The sequence below is a fragment of the Nitrosococcus halophilus Nc 4 genome (assembly GCF_000024725.1).
In the GTDB taxonomy this organism is placed as follows: domain Bacteria; phylum Pseudomonadota; class Gammaproteobacteria; order Nitrosococcales; family Nitrosococcaceae; genus Nitrosococcus; species Nitrosococcus halophilus.
This window is the reverse complement of record NC_013960.1, coordinates 3,457,279-3,472,156: the sequence shown is the minus strand read 5'-3', so window position 1 is coordinate 3,472,156 and position 14,878 is coordinate 3,457,279. Positions and strand designations below refer to the sequence as shown.

Sequence of the window (14,878 nt, the reverse complement as noted above, 5' to 3'; positions counted from 1 at the left end):
GCCTATGCGAATCTGCCCAAGTAGATATTTTGGCCGAAACGATGAAGCAAATAGTGATACAGGGAATCAGACCTTTTCCCAAGGAAGGGATCGATAAAAGGCCTCGACCATGGCATAAACCTCATCGAATGGTGGAAGATCGCCTTCGATTTCCGGGGCCATCTTGGAATATTCAAGCGCTGTGCGATTTCGAATTTCGGGGTTGGACATAGAATCTGAATGTACCGATAAATCACGAATGCGTGATTTCTCAATCAGCCTTTTGAGAATACGGGCTTTGGTATCCGAGTCGTCGCGCAGGGGATGATCGCTCAGGACATAGTGCAGATCATAAATATCCTGACGCCGTGCCCGCTTGCGGACTTCCTGTTGCAAGAGAGCGCGGAACTTCTCCGCCACCATCTCCACCAGGCTATAGGTATGAATAATATTCCCGCCTTCCAGCTCGAAGATGTCAATTTCTTCAACTGGCTCGTTTAGGCTATAATCGAGGCTAATGACAGTAATTGCCCGGCTTGCTAACAGACGCTTATAAGCGTTGTGCTGGTCTTTATAGGCATAACCAATGCTGATCTGAAGCGTCGGCGTGGTAGCCTCATCGTGAGAGGGCTTCATCTTGCAACGCTGAATGCGGCAATCGAGTCCGTATCCCAAATTTTCAACGGCATCAATCAAACTCGCTTCAAGTTTTCTTTGGAAATCATCAAGGTCAAAATCAGGCCGCTTCGTTGCTGTCGAAAAGTCGATATCCGAGGTATAACGCGGGCTTCTGTAGCTGAGAGCAAGCAGGACGCCGCCCTTCATAATCATGGCGGTTTGTAGGCTGGGTGTACCTGCAATCGCGGTGAGGATAGTATGAACGGCTTGGCGAAAGGGGCGATGCTCTGAATTCTGGTTGACCCACTCTTTGATATCGAATTTTTGCAATCAGGCCTCCTCAGGTTCATCGATGTTAATGGATAAGCACCAGGTTTCGGAAAAGCGCGGGCTGTAGTCAGCTTGTGCTAAAAGCTTTCGTGAACCGCCTCGTTTGGCATAGGCCCGCCATGTCGCGATGGTAGGATGTTCGAGCTTAAGACGCTCTTCAAGAATATATCCAACGCGCACCTTGTCAATGGGACTACCATGGCGGTCAACCTTATCTACGATCAAACGCAGATAGCGGGGCGCATGCTCAGCAAATACGTCCAGCACATGATAGATGCCACCACATAGATCAGGCTCCCGGATCATATCAAGAAACGTACGCCCGATGGTCGAGACTCGCAAAGTCTTTCCCTGAATTGACAGATAAGCGCCGGGATCGTAATGAACGGTCGTGAATAGGCTGACGGTCTTGCGATTGATTTTTGGTAAACGCAAACGCCGCAACCGGGGAAGATTAGCGTCAAGATATGAAGAATAAAATTCTCCTCCTATATCCTTTCGCATTTTCTCCACTGCCAGCTGTGACCAACGAACGGGTGGAGGGGCGGTTATAAAGAGAGTCTTTGGAAAACGGTCGGTGAGTCCGTGATATTCCATAGCACTCAGATGCGAAACATAGGCGAAGGGATCGACGCAACAGGCAATTTCCTCGGCCGAGGAAATATCTTTGCCAAGAAGAATGAAAACCTCTTTATTAGGCACTGCTGTGGTGTTCCGAAGCACACCTGAATGTTCCAAACTGCCGACAAACCGGCGATAGTCGCTCCGCTCTGGGTAGGACTTGCTCAAACGGGCAATCGGTTCACCGCGGTAGGTTTTGGTTTTGTATAGGCGAAACACCAGAAGCCCGAGATGATAGCTAGTCACAACGGGCTGATGGAGATCACCCAGTTCCAGAGTCAGAGCGGTGCGAATATCCATGAGGTAGAAGCAATACCATATATACGTCCTTAGGACGTATATATGGTATTGCACCAACTGTCAATACTTCTAACAGCTTAAAATGATTCTCTTGACAGTTATTTAATTCCCAGTTATTATGTGTCCTTAGGACACATAATAACTGGGATATAAATAATTTCTAATAGAATCAGTAACTACCCGTTCGGCTTTTGGATCAATTGCATTGACGGCCAGACCGAGACGAATTGCATCAACCACTTGTTCGGCATCTAGGCCTCACCAGGCGACAGACAGAACGCCCCGGCAGTTCCCTCAAAATATCCTTACAACAGAACCGCCAGCTCTGTCATAGTGCCTTGTTCCAGCAAGGTTGCCCTCCAGGCACAGACCCAAACTTCTCCATAGTAGCTAGCGGCATCACAGGCATAAAATCCCTGGTAAAGAAAACGAGGGTTTATTTTACTTTCTGCCCCTCCCCGCTTTTTTCTTATTTTTCGCCGCGGGAAGAGGCAAGTTACTGAGTAAAATAATCTAAGTCATATTGCAAGCGTGTTTATCGGGTTTCTTTACCATATGAGATACCAGTCATGAAAATCGGCTATGCGCGGGTATCCACCCTGGATCAGAATCCGAACCTGCAACTGGAAACCGCCCATCGCCAGGGGCGCTATCAGGAGGTGATGCGCCGCAGCGTTAGTCACCACCGGCTGTTAATCATTGATGAGATTGGCTACCTGCCTCTGTCTCGCGAGCAAGCTCACCACTTCTTCCAGGTGGTGGCGAAGCGCCATGAAAAAGGCTCGATCATCCTCACCTCTAACCTGTCCTTCGGACAGTGGGATCAAGCCTTCGCAGGAGATACCATGCTGACCGCTGCGCTTCTCGACCGCCTGTTGCATCACTCCCATGTGGTGCCAATCCAGGGAGAAAGCTGTCGACTGAGGGAGAAACGTCAGGCCAGTGTGTTTCCGGCTTCCAAAACCAGAGACGGTTAATAAAACGGGGTGGGTCATTTTTCAATCGGTGTTGACAGTGGGGCTGCAAAGCCTGTATGAGGCTATCGATACCACCACGCCCACCGGCAGGCTCACTTTCCACCTGTTCGGAGCCTTGGCCGAGTTCGAGCGTAATCTCATTCAGAAGCGTACCCAGTCGGGTTTGGTGGCGGCGCGGGGCCGCTTGGGCGGGCGGCGCAAATCCCTGAGCCCCGACAAGCGGGCGGTGGCGGTCTCTCTGTATGAGGAGAAGAAACTGCCAGTCGCTAAAATTTGCGAGGTGATGGGGATTTCAAAGCCCACCCTCTACAGCTATGTCCGGGAAGCTCAAGAGACGGGCAAGTGATTTGCGAATCATGCGGGTTTATCCGTTTACGCTTACCGGGCGGGCTCTTCCAGAATGGCGGGGATGTCCCGCGCCCCGTGCAGGACGCGCACCACCTCGATGCCGTCGGAAGTCTCCAGGTAGAAAACCAGGTAATGGCCTACCGGAAAGCTGAGCAGGCCGGGGGCCAGCTCCTCGCAGCTTAGCCCTATCCGGGGAAAATCGGCCAGCTTGGTGAATAACCCGGTCAATACGGTGCAGCATCGCATCGGCGGCCCCCGGATTGTCCCTGGCGATATAACGCCAGATGGCTTTCAGGTCTTTTCGGGCCTGGGGCCGTCTGACGATCCTAGGCATCCTGATCCGTCAGCTTTCCTTGTTGCCCGGCCAGCTCCCGGCGTGCCTCGGTAATGATCTCTTCCATGTCCATCGGCTCAGCCGGGCCGCTGTCCAGCCCTTTTTGAATCTCCTTGCGCAACTCTTCCAGCCGCCACTGGCGCAGTTTTTCCTGCTCTTCCAGCAGGCGCAGACCTTCGCGGATGACCTCGCTGGCCGAATAGTAGCGGCCGCTTTGCACCCGGTCTTTGACGAAGGCTTCCAGTTCGGGGGTGAGCGATACGTTCATGGCCGTGACCTCCTTTGCTTCCACTATGGAAGAATAACAGCAAATGTCAATTACTGTTATTATGTCATAGACCGATGAGCGGAAAAAATTTACCCCGGACGCATGCTTTTGCGGAAGACACTACCCGGAACAACAGGGATTGCCGCTGGCACGCGCTTGCTGGATGGGCGGGCAAGGGATATCCCCATACGTACAGAACACGCAGCAATCTCCTGGCTTGGGCCGCAGCACTGCCCCGCAGTTCTTGCAGTCGTAGAAAAACTGGCAGGCGTCGGTCGGCATGGTTTCGGTTTCCCGATGGCCGCAATGTGGACAGGTCAGAGTCGAGCGGAGTTCAATCATTGGCTTTTCCTCTGGCTGGAATTACAGAGCCGATGAGATCGATACGTATGTCCGTCTTCTCGTCACCAAAAGCACTATGCCCTCAAGGAATTTGTGCCACAAGCTGTGGCACAAATTCATCCTGATCCACATATTTTCGCGAATGGGTATTACTAATAAATCCGCTGCCCATTGACTACAATCGGGCTGCTTGCCCATGAAACAATATCCTGAAGGGTACCGAGAAAATCAAGGCTGCTACTCCCATAATGCTGAGCGGCACTGAGCCGGGAACCCCAATAATTTCCCATCGCTTGGCCATAGGCGAGTGCTTGAGGGGAGAATTGCATGCTACCCATCAGGGGAGCATAAAAATTACCCTGCCAGTTATAACCACCCAAAGAGCCACCCGCTATTCTTTTCAGTGCCTGCTTGTCTAGTTCATACTCCCGTTCAAGGTCATGAATCACAATAGTAGCCATTTTTCGTTCTCCTCAACCAGCTACACGTTACCTGTTTCAGCATTTATCTTTGAGGGGGCGAGCTTTGTTCCCACTCTCACCACGCTTTAGGCATCTAATGTGCCAATTTTTCACTTTGGGGTTAATAAACAATGTTAAGCTATTAATTATTAAAAGTAATATAAATATGACATTGCTTTTTGGTCTTATTTCTAGAGTCAGGTTAATAACGACTTATTAACCCAGGAGTATTCGATAACTTCAAACATTTGATTGCGAAGGGCTCCGCCCTTGCGCCTTGCACCCCCCAGTTTTTCCGGCGGGCAAATAGCTCCAGCTTTCTTCTGCCGCCTGCTTGCCGAGCATCCCCGCTTAGGCGCGGCCCGCCCCGATATTGCGCCTGAGCTTCGTTACCTGCCGGTAGGTAGTTACCAGCTCCTGTACTGTGAGATCGCCCACGGCATTGAACTGGTTCGCGTCATTCACGGGGCGCGGCGGCTGGATCAGCTTTTCTAGGGTTCAGTCTATAAGTATCCCAGTGAAAGTTTTGAAGTATTCCTGGAGCGAGCCGGTGGTGTGGAGCCAGGGGACAGGGAAGTCCCCACAAACCCTTTTTTCAGGGAGGAAAAACGGGTTTGCGGAACACCACCGGCTCGCTCCTAAAACACCTCATATTTTATTCATAGGTACTTAGTTGAGCCGGCCGCTTTAAAGTCATTTGTCAGAACATCCTGTATGTTCCGACGTAGCTAGGTCATTGTCCAAACCTTCTTAAATCTCTTCGCGACGCTCCTCGGCACAAACTTTATTCTCCCCATGGAAAAAGACTGTCTTGCATAAATAATATATTTCTATTATTCTGGACATATGGATACAAATACCGCCATTAAAGCATTGGCTGCATTAGCACAGGAAACGCGGCTCAAGGCATTTAAGATGCTCGTAGAAGCCGGGCCGAAAGGGTTGCCTGCCGGATTAATGAGTGAGCGGCTTGAGGTGCCGCATAATACGCTGTCCTTCCATCTTTCGCATCTGAGCAATGCCGGAGTTATCCAATCACGCAAAGAAGGCCGCAGTGTGATTTACTCGGCTAATTTTCAGTTCACCCGCGATCTTATCCGCTTCATGGTGGAGAACTGCTGCCAGGCGGATTCGGTTTCCTGCCGTGTGGATGCCCAGGGCGCAAAAGAAATCATCGAATTTTTTACAGAAAAGGAGTGTTGTGGATGAAACGGCTACATATCCATGTCTCGGTTGACGATCTGTCCCAATCCATACGTTTCTATTCGGCTTTGTTTGGGTGTGAACCTGCAAAGCAAAAGCGTGACTACGCCAAATGGATGCTGGACGATCCCAAGGTTAACTTTGCTATTTCTGCCCGTGGCGCAAAAGCAGGTATCGACCACCTGGGCATTCAGGTAGAGGAAGGGGGCGAACTGGAAGAAGTGCGTGAGCGTCTTAAAAAGGCTGATCTGCACACCTTTGCCGAAGGCGAAACCACTTGCTGCTATGCCAAATCAGACAAAACCTGGGTGAAAGACCCTAGCGGTATTGCTTGGGAAGCGTACCAAACCATGGCGGAAGCCGCGTTTTTCAATGAGGCAGGACTCAACGCCACTGCCTGTTGCGCCCCTGAAATGGCGAGCATCGAAACCCCTGTTAACAGCGGGTGCTGTTAATGGTTACCCCCGTCTCCGTGCTGTTTCTTTGCACAGGGAATTCCTGCCGTAGCATTATGGCCGAAGCCTTGTTTTCCCATTACGGCGGCCAACGCTTTCGATCCTATAGCGCCGGGAGCTTTCCCACAGGGGAAGTGCATCCTGTGAGTCTGGCGACGCTGCAAGCAAAGGGGATAGGGGTGGCAGGTTATCGTAGCAAGCCATGGGATGAATTTACCCATCAGCCGATGGATATCGTCATCACCGTCTGCGATGCGGCGGCGGGTGAATCGTGCCCGGCTTTTCCGGGTGAGCCCTTAAAAGCCCATTGGGGGGTGTCCGATCCCGCCAAATTCCAAGGCTCGGAAGAGGAAACCCAGGCAGAATTTACTCGCATTTGCAATCAGCTGGAAACCCGCGTGCAGGCCCTGGTTGATTTGCCTGTTGAGGAGATGGACCGGGAAGCATTGCGGCAAGCGCTTCAAGAAATAGGCCGATTATGAAGGATGACGAGAAGCGGCTATGAAAAGAAACGGCAGCGCCTGCATGAAGCCACTGCCCAGCTCCAGTGTTCTGAGCCCTTACCAAGGAATTTCTTGACCATCATAAGCGTAAAATTTTCCACTCTGGGCGGGGGTAAGTTGCTCAATCACTTGGCGCATGCCCGCCACGCTTTCTTGCGTCGTAATCAATGCATGAGGACCCCCCATATCGGTTTTTACCCAGCCTGGATGCAACGACGCTGCAATGATGCCCTGGGGTGCCAAATCAACGGAAAGGCTTTTTACCACCATGTTCAGGGCGGCTTTGCTGGATCGGTAAAGATAGCAGCCACCACGGGTATTATCGGCGATGCTGCCCATCTTGCTGGTGATACAAACAATCTTTTTTTGCTGGCTGGATGCAATTTGATTGACGAAGGCTTCTGCCATTTTCAAGGGGGCCATGCTGTTTACGCAAAAGGCGTGCATCCATGCCTGGTAATCAGTGCTGCCGAAACCGCGTTGGTCAGTATCGGGGTAGATAGCTGCGTTATTCACTAACAAGTCGATTTTTTCATCGGCAAGATCAGCGGCTAGGCTGTCAATTTGATCAAAGTTAGCCACATCCAGGGCGTGCAGATTTAACAAGCCCTCATGCTGGGATGCTAGCTGTTCTAGTGCTTCCGCTTTATCGGGGTGGCGGCAGCAAGCGAGTACGCGCCAACCCGCTTTGGCGTATTGTTTGGCGAATTCTAGCCCAATCCCTCGGTTAGCGCCGGTAATCAGTAAACTTGGCATATAGAGTGCCTCCCAGATCAAAATTTAACGTACAACCCTCAAATGGAGTTTAGTGTAACGTACCTTCTTTCCGAAGAATATCTCAAGGGGAATCGTGGATGGCATCATCCAGATTGTTCCCCACGCCGGCGAAAGGAAGAGGTATCGGGTTCAAGGGGATGCCAAACCAATCCCATTTTCCCCAAGATTTTTGCTGAGATACTTATAGGACAATCCTAGGGCAACATTCCCTTTGACTCCATAAGTACTTGCCCGCTATAGCGAAATCAATTGTAGATTAATAGGCAACAATATTGTTGCTCTATAAGTACTTATCTCCCGGGGGCTGTATTGCTAGCATCTATCCGTAACAGCGGCTATACCTATGCTGTAATGGAGGAAAAATGCTTAATAAAGAAAATTTTATACTTACTGATCTCGATGCTCACCGGATTCGAAAGCTCCCGCTAGAGACCATGCTTGCGCATAAGATTGACTATGCTATTGTCGTTCCAGTGGGACATATTTCAAGCAATATTGTTACCATGCACTCCCGTGTTATCTACCTTGATGGGAAAACAGGAATACGTCGGGAAGTGGAGCTGGTATACCCCAAAGAGGCCAATAGCGACACGGGGAAAATTTCGGTCTTGGCCCCTATTGGATCCGCTCTCCTCGGCCTCTCGGTCGGCCAGGCAACCGATTGGGTATTCCCTTCGGGCGAGGTGCGTTCTCTCCGTGTGGAACGGATTTTATTCCAACCCCCCTATAGCCACCTAGCCAAAGCAAGCTAATGCCGAGGAAAAGAATAGCTGCTTCATAAAAAGAAATTGGAGGAGGTGATTAAAATTGCATGACCATACTTCTACCGCGGAAGCTGAGGCCCTCTTCAAAATCGCTTTAGCGCAAAGGGGCCAGAGGCGAGGATCAGCCTAGCAGCGGGAAAGGCAGGCGGATCCATTCCATAAATCGCATTTGATCAATCGAATCGGGGTTGTGATGATGTTTGCAAACAGTAGAGTTGTAGTCCAATGGGGTTGAATGAATGGGGTCACACCTTCTGGTTCATGGAAGAGTTGTTTGTGGCGCCGTTGCAGTGGGGCTTTGTCTTCTTTGCTTGGTTTATTCTGGCGATTTTTGGAGTTTTCTTGCAAATCCAAAACCGTATGCGCGAACTAATTGGCCAGCAACTGCAGCAAAGTAAGGCGTATAGCTGCAGCTAGCCTTATTTCAAATTTAGCTGTTTAGTTAGGATCTGAAGCCTAAATTCTAAATAAGACGGTCGCTATCCGCCGATAGCCGGGGGTAGCGACCGGCTTTCTCAAGTCATCCCTTTCCGCTATTTTTTTCAAGCATGGCAAGTAAAGATTGGTTCAACCCGGTTTTCTCAACGGGTTACTGATGAGTAAGCTTACAGTAGGTTTGTCAAATTTTAGTCAGGTTTTCTACCCTTTTACCACACCGCGGGGGATTTCTTCTTCGACAGCGACAACGGCTTGATCATAGGCGGCAATATCATCCAGTATTTTTGCAGCCCCTATTCTGCCCGCAAACATTCAAGGGGGTCCAGATGGGCTGCCCGGCGGGCGGGAAATACGCCGGCGGCTAGGCCGATTCCGGCAGCAAGAAGTTCCGCTAGCCCCACATAGTTCCAGGCGGTATGGGTCGGCAGCGCCGGTAGCAAGAATGCAAGCAGCTGAATCATTCCGATTCCAAACAAGAGCCCGGCGAGTCCCCCCACAATAGCCAGTACCAAGGCCTCACCCAAGAATAAAGCCAGGATCTGCCGACGTTCAGCGCCCAAGGCCCGTAGCAGCCCGATTTCATGGGTGCGTTCGCTGACGGCAATGGTCATGATCGTGACAATACCGATTCCGCCGACTAGCAGTGAGATTCCTCCCAGGGCCCCGACCGCCCAAGTGAGCATGTCCAATACCGAACCCAAAATATCCAGCATCTGTTGTTGGGTAGTGATGGTAAAATCCTCCAAGCCATGGCGAGCCAGGAGAAGATTGTGGATACTTTTCACTATCTGCTCTTCAACGGCGTCTTCGGCATAGCGGACATCCACTTCCATCAGGCTTTCCCGATTGAACAGCTCCAGCGCCTTGGCCGCCGGTAGATAAACGGCGTCATCGATATCAAAGCCGAGCACTTGCCCCTTGGACTCCATGACTCCTAGCACCCGGTATCGGTCTCCGCCCACCCGGATCCGTTGTCCTAGGGGATTGGTATCCCCGAACAATTCCTGCCGTAGGCGGCTGCCTAGGACGGCAAAGGCGCGGGCTGCTTGGGCTTCATCTGAGGGCAGGAAGCGTCCCAAAGCCACCTCAAACTGTAGCGCTTCAGGAAATTCGGCGCCTACCCCATAGATGTTGGTACGGCGGGATTTCCCCCTCGCTTCTACTTCCGCGTTGCCTTGCACTATGGGGGTGACACTCAGTACCTGCGGCAGCCGACGCAGGGCTTCGGCATCCGCCAGGGTGAGTGGCCGTACTGTATGGGCGATCCCTGGAATCCCGGTGGTGGTGGTGCGGCCGGGATTAATGGCAATAATATGGGTTCCAAATTGAGTAAACTCTGCTACCACGAACTGATGGATACCTTCGCCTATGGAAGTGAGCAACACCACGGTGGCAATGCCGACGGCAATTCCCATGAGGGTGAGCACACTTCGCAGGGGGCGGGTAATTAGGGCGCGAGTAGTCAGGCTCAGAAAGTCTAACGGTCTCATGGTGTTAGTGCTGGCTTAATGCCTGGACCGGGTCCAATTGGGCCGCCCGGCGGGCGGGCAACAGGGCAAATAGTATGCTGGTGACGAGGGCGATTCCCAGGGCACTGGCGATGGCCCAAAGGGGGGCCTGTACGGGAAATTCTGGCACGAGCTGTCGAAAGAGCCAACTTGTACCTTGACCCACAGCCAGGCCTAGGCAAGCGCCGAATAAGGAGAGTAGGCCCGCTTCCGTCAGAAACAAGGTCAACACGGTGTGTGATGAGGCTCCCAGGGCTTTAAGTAGGCCAATTTCCGTCGTCCGTTGGGTGACGGCCACCAGCATCACATTCATGATGAGAATACCGGCGACGATGAGGCTGATGGCCGCGATCCCGGCCACCACGAGGGTCAGGGCCTGGAGAATCCGATCGAAAGTCGCCAGTACGGCATCCTGGGTAATGACGGTGATATCGTCTTCCCCCTCATGGCGGCTGCGGATGATGTCCAGAATATCCTGTTTGGTACGGGCGAGCATCTCCCTGGAGGAGGCGGAGACCAGAATCCGAAACAGGGAAGGGGCATCGAATACCCGCTGGGCGCTGGCCACGGGGATGATCACCACTTCGTCTAAGTCTACCCCAATAGAGCGTCCTTGCTCGGCAAGCACGCCGATAACGCGAAAACGGTATTCGCTGAGGCGGACCCATTCCCCTAGGGCCGGGCTGGGGCCGAACAGCTCATGGCGGAGTTTTGCCCCCAGCACACAGACCGGCGGCGATCGCCGTGGATCCGTCTCAGGGAGGAATTGTCCTTGAGCCAAGGTGAGATGTCGTACCGGTAGCAAATCAGCAGTAGACCCTAGCACCAGGGCATCCCGATCCCGCTGTTTCCAAGCCACCGGCGCATTGCCCAGGACCAAGGGCGCCACTTTGTCGACAGCCGGACTGCGATGGAGCGCCAGGGCGTCATCCAGGGTCAGATCCCGGGGGGTTTCGCCTAACAGTGGGGGCGGTCCTCCTTTGGTCTCAGAACGCCCGGGCAGGACGATGAGTAGATGGGTGCCCAAACTAGTAAAACGCCCTTCCACATAGTTCCGTGCGCCCTCTCCCAGGGCCGTGAGTACCACCACGCTCGCCACTCCAATGGCCATGGCCAGGAGCATGAGGCCGGTGCGCAGACGATGGCCCCGGAGAGCAGCCGCCGCAAACCACAGTACATCCCGGAAGCTCATGAAGATTCTTCTAGGCCTATGCGGCCGTCCACCATGTGAATATGGCGTCGGCTACGTTTGCCAATCTCTGGGTCATGGGTCACCACGATAAGGCCCATACCCCTGGCATTGAGGGCCTCCAGGATATCGAGTACTTCATAACCAGAAGTTCGATCCAGGTTGCCAGTGGGTTCATCCGCCAGGATCACGGCTGGTTCCATCACCGTCGCTCGGGCGATAGCGACCCGTTGGCGTTGCCCGCCAGAAAGCTCGCTGGGGCGATGTTGGGCCCGCTTTCCTAGCCCTAGTTCATCAAGAAGATGTTGGACTCGCTCTCGCCGCTCCCTAGGCGGTATCCCGGCGAGAATCAGGGGAAGTTCCACATTCTCGGCGGCAGTTAAGCGCGGGACCAAGTGGAAAAATTGAAAGACAAAACCCATTTTCTCCCGCCGGAGCCGGGATAGGGTATTGTCGTTGAGGGTGGTGACATCCTCCCCCTCTAGCAAATAGCGTCCACTGCTGGGCCTATCCAACAAACCGATAATATGGAGCAGGGTGGATTTTCCCGATCCAGAAGGCCCCATTACGGAAACATAATCGCCTCCATCAATGGATAACGAAACCTCATCTAGGGCCTTGATCTCCTGTCCCCCTACCTCAAAGCGTCGGCTCAGGTGCTCAAGGACAATCATGGGAGAGAATTTTTTTCTTCCGGACGGACTAGGGCGCCAGGTTCGATGCCTTCTCGATCAATGGATAGGACAATGGAATCCCCCGCCTTGAGGCCGGATTGGATTTCCGTAAATTCCCAGTTGGCAAGGCCAGGCTCGATTTGCCGCTCTTCCAAGCGGCCGGTCTCCGGTTGATAAAGCAAAACCCGATGTCCTACCCGCAGGGCGTGGGTGGGGACCCGGAGTACATCCTCGTGGCGCTCTAAAATCACCTCCACATCAGCGCTATAGCCGGGAAGTAGCCGTTCGGTATCCTGGGGGCGGCTAAATTCTGCTTCCACATCCACCGTGCGGGCCTGTTTCTCTATATCCAGTACATAGGGGGCCACTCGCCGCACCACCCCTGGAAAGACTCGGTCTCGGAAGGCATCCAGGGTAATGCGGGTGGGCATTCCGGGGCGGATAGTGGGGGCATCGACTTCGTCAATGGGGGCACTGACATAGAGACAGGAGCGGTCGATAAGATCAATGGCGGGGAGGGTCGGCACGCCCGTAGGGGAAGGAGTCACAAAGGCGCCCAGTTCTGCATTGACTTCGGCAACGATGCCATCAAAAGGGGCATATAAGAGGGTTCGGGCTAAGACGGCGCGGTTGACGGCCATTTGAGCCTCGCTGACTTCAGCCCGAGCTTGGGCGGCGTGGCAGGCTGCGCGACGGGCTTGGGCATCGCCTACGGCCCGATCGACCAGCTCCTCGGAAATCAGGGAGCGCTTTTGCAGTTGCAACAGTCGTTGAGCTTCTTTTTCCGCCACCCGGGCTCGGACACAGGCTTCTTCGGCTTGGGCGGTACTGGCTTTGGCCTGTTTTTCAGCAAGCTGGACTTCAGCCTCCAAGTCATTATTCCATAATTCTAGCAAGAGTTGCCCTGCCTTGACCTGATCACCCTCTTTGACCGTAAGCTGATCCACCTGACCTCCTGCCGGGGGAGAGAGCCCGGCCCGCCGGCAAGCCTTGATGGTCCCCGCACGGGTATTGACCACCGTCGCCTCCACTAATCCCCGCTCAACAGTAGACAAGGCAACGGGGATTGGCTCTGGCCGGTTGAGATACCAGACCAGGAAACTGATCCCGGTGAGAACCAAAAGTAAACCTATCAGACGTCGACTCAATGTTATGTGTAATTAATTAAGTTCCTGAAGTGCTTAGCTTAAGGGGGACTACAGGTGGGAGCAAAGATCCACGACTCCAATATTGAGCGACTTCTTCGTCATTCCACTGCCCATTCACGCTCTCCCTCGGTAAGCTGTTAAAATTTTCGGCTGCACTAGAGACAGAGATAAACGAGCAATATGAATAATCAACAATGGACCCAGCGGGATCTGGGGGTGGTTTGGCATCCCTGCACCCAAATGAAAGACCATGAGCAGTTGCCTCTTATCCCCATTCGCCGGGGGGAGGGGATATGGTTGGAGGATTTCGAAGGACGGCGTTACCTGGATGCTATCAGCTCTTGGTGGGTGAACCTCTTTGGCCATGCCAATCCTCGGATCAACGCGGCGATTGGAAAGCAGTTGAATGAAATTGAGCATGTGCTTTTGGCCGGGTTTTCCCACGAGGCGGTGATTCGCCTCTCCGAGCAATTGGTGGAGATTACTCCGCCGGGATTGAGTCGTTGTTTTTACGCTGATAATGGTTCCTCGGCGATAGAAGTGGCGCTTAAGATGAGTTTCCATTACTGGCGTAATGTTGGAAAGCCCCGCAAAACCCGCTTTATTTCTCTTACCAATAGTTACCATGGCGAAACCCTTGGCGCCTTGGCGGTAGGGGATGTGGCCTTGTATAAAGAGACCTATTGCCCCCTTTTGATGGATGTGATTACGGTGCCCTCCCCGGATTGTTTTTCCCGGGAGAAAGGGGAGAGCGAAGCCGATTATTGTCGGCGCCAGTTTGTTCATATGGAAAGGGCGCTAGAGCGCTATGCTGAGGAGACCTGCGCCGTTATTGTGGAGCCGCTGGTTCAATGTGCCGGCAATATGCGGATGTACGATCCGGTTTATTTGTCTCTACTAAGAGAAGCCTGCGATCGATTTGGTGTCCATTTGATTGCCGATGAGATTGCGGTGGGTTTTGGTCGCACGGGGACATTCTTTGCCTGCGAGCAGGCGGAGATTACGCCGGATTTTCTTTGTTTGTCCAAGGGCTTGACGGGGGGCTACCTTCCTTTGGCGGTAGTGCTCACTACTGAACCGGTATATCAGGCCTTTTATGATGACTATTCTACCTTGCGGGCTTTTCTCCATTCCCATAGTTTTACCGCCAATCCTGTGGGTTGTAGTGCCGCCTTGGCGACTCTCGATATCTTCAAAGAAGACCGGGTCCTGGAAAATAACCGGCTATTGGCGAAAAAGATGCAGGAAGTCACAGACCACTTTGTTGATCATCCCCATGTTGCGGAGGTGCGACAGCATGGCATGATTCTGGCCATAGAAATGGTGAAGGATAAGGCTTCCCGCGAGCCCTATCCTTGGCAGGAGCGGCGCGGATTGCGGGTCTATCAACATGGCTTGCAGAAAGGGATGTTGCTTCGGCCATTGGGTAACGTGGTCTACTTTATGCCGCCCTATGTGATTACTCCTGAGCAGATCACCGACCTGGCCGAGGTTGCATGGGAAGGAATCGGGCTTGCGACCCGGGATTAAGCCAGGAACTTACCCTAAAGCCCATAATGCTCCTAAGATAAAACACTTAGCCGCGAATTAACGTCCATGAACGCAAATATTTTAATGGCTTAGAGACGGGCAAGCGTTCAT

At 52.8% G+C, this 14,878-nt stretch carries 19 protein-coding genes and 2 pseudogenes; 9 read left to right on the top strand and 12 right to left on the bottom strand.

Annotation, left to right across the window (positions count from 1 at the left end; all coding sequences use genetic code 11):
• Nucleotides 1-66 precede the first annotated feature (66 nt).
• Both NHAL_RS16375 and NHAL_RS16370 read right to left on the bottom strand, forming a co-directional pair.
• On the bottom strand, nt 67-927 hold the full coding sequence (locus NHAL_RS16375) for a nucleotidyl transferase AbiEii/AbiGii toxin family protein (protein WP_013034255.1): 861 nt from the start codon (nt 925-927) through the stop codon (nt 67-69).
• On the bottom strand, nt 928-1,848 hold the full coding sequence (locus NHAL_RS16370; RefSeq protein WP_013034254.1) for a type IV toxin-antitoxin system AbiEi family antitoxin domain-containing protein: 921 nt from the start codon (nt 1,846-1,848) through the stop codon (nt 928-930). It abuts the gene before it with no gap.
• Between the two features lie 617 nt (nt 1,849-2,465).
• On the opposite strand from NHAL_RS16370, the pseudogene NHAL_RS16365 reads away from it, so the two are divergent.
• A pseudogene (locus NHAL_RS16365) lies at nt 2,466-2,825 on the top strand (ATP-binding protein); the annotation flags it as partial.
• Nucleotides 2,791-3,171 carry a recombinase family protein gene (locus NHAL_RS16360; protein ID WP_238985376.1) on the top strand — a complete coding sequence of 127 codons (381 nt, stop codon included), beginning with the start codon at nt 2,791-2,793 and terminating at the stop codon, nt 3,169-3,171. The pseudogene NHAL_RS16365 and the gene NHAL_RS16360, both read left to right, overlap by 35 nt.
• A 32-nt stretch (nt 3,172-3,203) precedes the next feature.
• On the opposite strand, the gene NHAL_RS16355 is transcribed toward NHAL_RS16360, so the two are convergent.
• The 5 genes and pseudogenes from NHAL_RS16355 to NHAL_RS16340 form a co-directional block, all read right to left on the bottom strand.
• On the bottom strand, nt 3,204-3,419 hold the full coding sequence (locus NHAL_RS16355) for a type II toxin-antitoxin system RelE/ParE family toxin (protein WP_013034253.1): 216 nt from the start codon (nt 3,417-3,419) through the stop codon (nt 3,204-3,206).
• A 19-nt stretch (nt 3,420-3,438) separates the two neighbouring features.
• Nucleotides 3,439-3,507 (bottom strand): annotated as a pseudogene (locus tag NHAL_RS22560) (hypothetical protein); the annotation flags it as partial.
• A complete protein-coding gene (locus tag NHAL_RS16350; RefSeq protein WP_013034252.1) occupies nt 3,500-3,775 on the bottom strand; it encodes a type II toxin-antitoxin system ParD family antitoxin in 276 nt (91 codons plus the stop codon). The pseudogene NHAL_RS22560 and the gene NHAL_RS16350, both read right to left, overlap by 8 nt.
• A 120-nt stretch (nt 3,776-3,895) precedes the next feature.
• Nucleotides 3,896-4,117: a GDCCVxC domain-containing (seleno)protein gene (locus NHAL_RS22070; RefSeq protein WP_013034251.1), complete on the bottom strand. Its 222-nt coding sequence runs from the start codon at nt 4,115-4,117 to the stop codon at nt 3,896-3,898.
• Nucleotides 4,118-4,269: 152 nt separating this feature from the next.
• On the bottom strand, nt 4,270-4,578 hold the full coding sequence (locus NHAL_RS16340) for a hypothetical protein (protein WP_013034250.1): 309 nt from the start codon (nt 4,576-4,578) through the stop codon (nt 4,270-4,272).
• Nucleotides 4,579-4,848: 270 nt separating this feature from the next.
• Between NHAL_RS16340 and NHAL_RS16335 the strand changes: the two genes are divergently transcribed.
• From NHAL_RS16335 to NHAL_RS16320, 4 genes are all read left to right on the top strand, one after another.
• Nucleotides 4,849-5,073 (top strand): type II toxin-antitoxin system RelE/ParE family toxin, encoded by a 225-nt coding sequence (locus tag NHAL_RS16335; RefSeq protein ID WP_238985375.1) that lies wholly within the window; start codon nt 4,849-4,851, stop codon nt 5,071-5,073.
• 351 nt (nt 5,074-5,424) lie between these two features.
• Nucleotides 5,425-5,787 (top strand): ArsR/SmtB family transcription factor, encoded by a 363-nt coding sequence (locus NHAL_RS16330; RefSeq protein ID WP_013034248.1) that lies wholly within the window; start codon nt 5,425-5,427, stop codon nt 5,785-5,787.
• A complete protein-coding gene (locus NHAL_RS16325; protein ID WP_013034247.1) occupies nt 5,784-6,236 on the top strand; it encodes an ArsI/CadI family heavy metal resistance metalloenzyme in 453 nt (150 codons plus the stop codon). The genes NHAL_RS16330 and NHAL_RS16325 overlap by 4 nt, the downstream gene beginning before the upstream one ends.
• A complete protein-coding gene (locus NHAL_RS16320) occupies nt 6,236-6,718 on the top strand; it encodes an arsenate reductase ArsC (protein WP_013034246.1) in 483 nt (160 codons plus the stop codon). Before NHAL_RS16325 ends, NHAL_RS16320 begins: the two co-directional genes overlap by 1 nt.
• A gap of 78 nt (nt 6,719-6,796) precedes the next feature.
• Here NHAL_RS16320 and NHAL_RS16315 read toward each other — a convergent pair whose 3' ends face one another.
• Complete coding sequence (locus NHAL_RS16315; RefSeq protein ID WP_013034245.1) at nt 6,797-7,495, bottom strand: SDR family oxidoreductase; 699 nt, start codon at nt 7,493-7,495, stop codon at nt 6,797-6,799.
• Nucleotides 7,496-7,878: 383 nt separating this feature from the next.
• Here NHAL_RS16315 and NHAL_RS16310 point away from each other — a divergent pair, with 383 nt between their 5' ends.
• Together NHAL_RS16310 and NHAL_RS16305 are read left to right on the top strand one after the other, a co-directional pair.
• Nucleotides 7,879-8,268, top strand: a complete 390-nt coding sequence (locus NHAL_RS16310) for a GreA/GreB family elongation factor (protein ID WP_013034244.1) — start codon at nt 7,879-7,881, stop codon at nt 8,266-8,268.
• 237 nt (nt 8,269-8,505) lie between these two features.
• Complete coding sequence (locus NHAL_RS16305) at nt 8,506-8,697, top strand: methane monooxygenase/ammonia monooxygenase subunit C (RefSeq protein WP_041355119.1); 192 nt, start codon at nt 8,506-8,508, stop codon at nt 8,695-8,697.
• Nucleotides 8,698-9,011: 314 nt separating this feature from the next.
• Here NHAL_RS16305 and NHAL_RS16300 read toward each other — a convergent pair whose 3' ends face one another.
• Genes NHAL_RS16300 through NHAL_RS16285 form a run of 4 tightly spaced genes read right to left on the bottom strand, consistent with a single transcriptional unit; the run spans nt 9,012 to nt 13,237 of the window.
• Complete coding sequence (locus NHAL_RS16300; protein ID WP_013034243.1) at nt 9,012-10,208, bottom strand: ABC transporter permease; 1,197 nt, start codon at nt 10,206-10,208, stop codon at nt 9,012-9,014.
• A 4-nt stretch (nt 10,209-10,212) separates the two neighbouring features.
• Nucleotides 10,213-11,418 (bottom strand): ABC transporter permease, encoded by a 1,206-nt coding sequence (locus NHAL_RS16295; protein WP_013034242.1) that lies wholly within the window; start codon nt 11,416-11,418, stop codon nt 10,213-10,215.
• Complete coding sequence (locus tag NHAL_RS16290) at nt 11,415-12,089, bottom strand: ABC transporter ATP-binding protein (RefSeq protein WP_013034241.1); 675 nt, start codon at nt 12,087-12,089, stop codon at nt 11,415-11,417. The genes NHAL_RS16295 and NHAL_RS16290 overlap by 4 nt, the downstream gene beginning before the upstream one ends.
• Nucleotides 12,086-13,237, bottom strand: coding sequence for an efflux RND transporter periplasmic adaptor subunit (locus tag NHAL_RS16285; RefSeq protein WP_013034240.1), 1,152 nt, complete (start codon nt 13,235-13,237; stop codon nt 12,086-12,088). The genes NHAL_RS16290 and NHAL_RS16285 overlap by 4 nt, the downstream gene beginning before the upstream one ends.
• Nucleotides 13,238-13,417: 180 nt before the next feature.
• Here NHAL_RS16285 and NHAL_RS16280 point away from each other — a divergent pair, with 180 nt between their 5' ends.
• Nucleotides 13,418-14,767 (top strand): adenosylmethionine--8-amino-7-oxononanoate transaminase, encoded by a 1,350-nt coding sequence (locus NHAL_RS16280; protein WP_013034239.1) that lies wholly within the window; start codon nt 13,418-13,420, stop codon nt 14,765-14,767.
• Nucleotides 14,768-14,878: the final 111 nt, after the last annotated feature.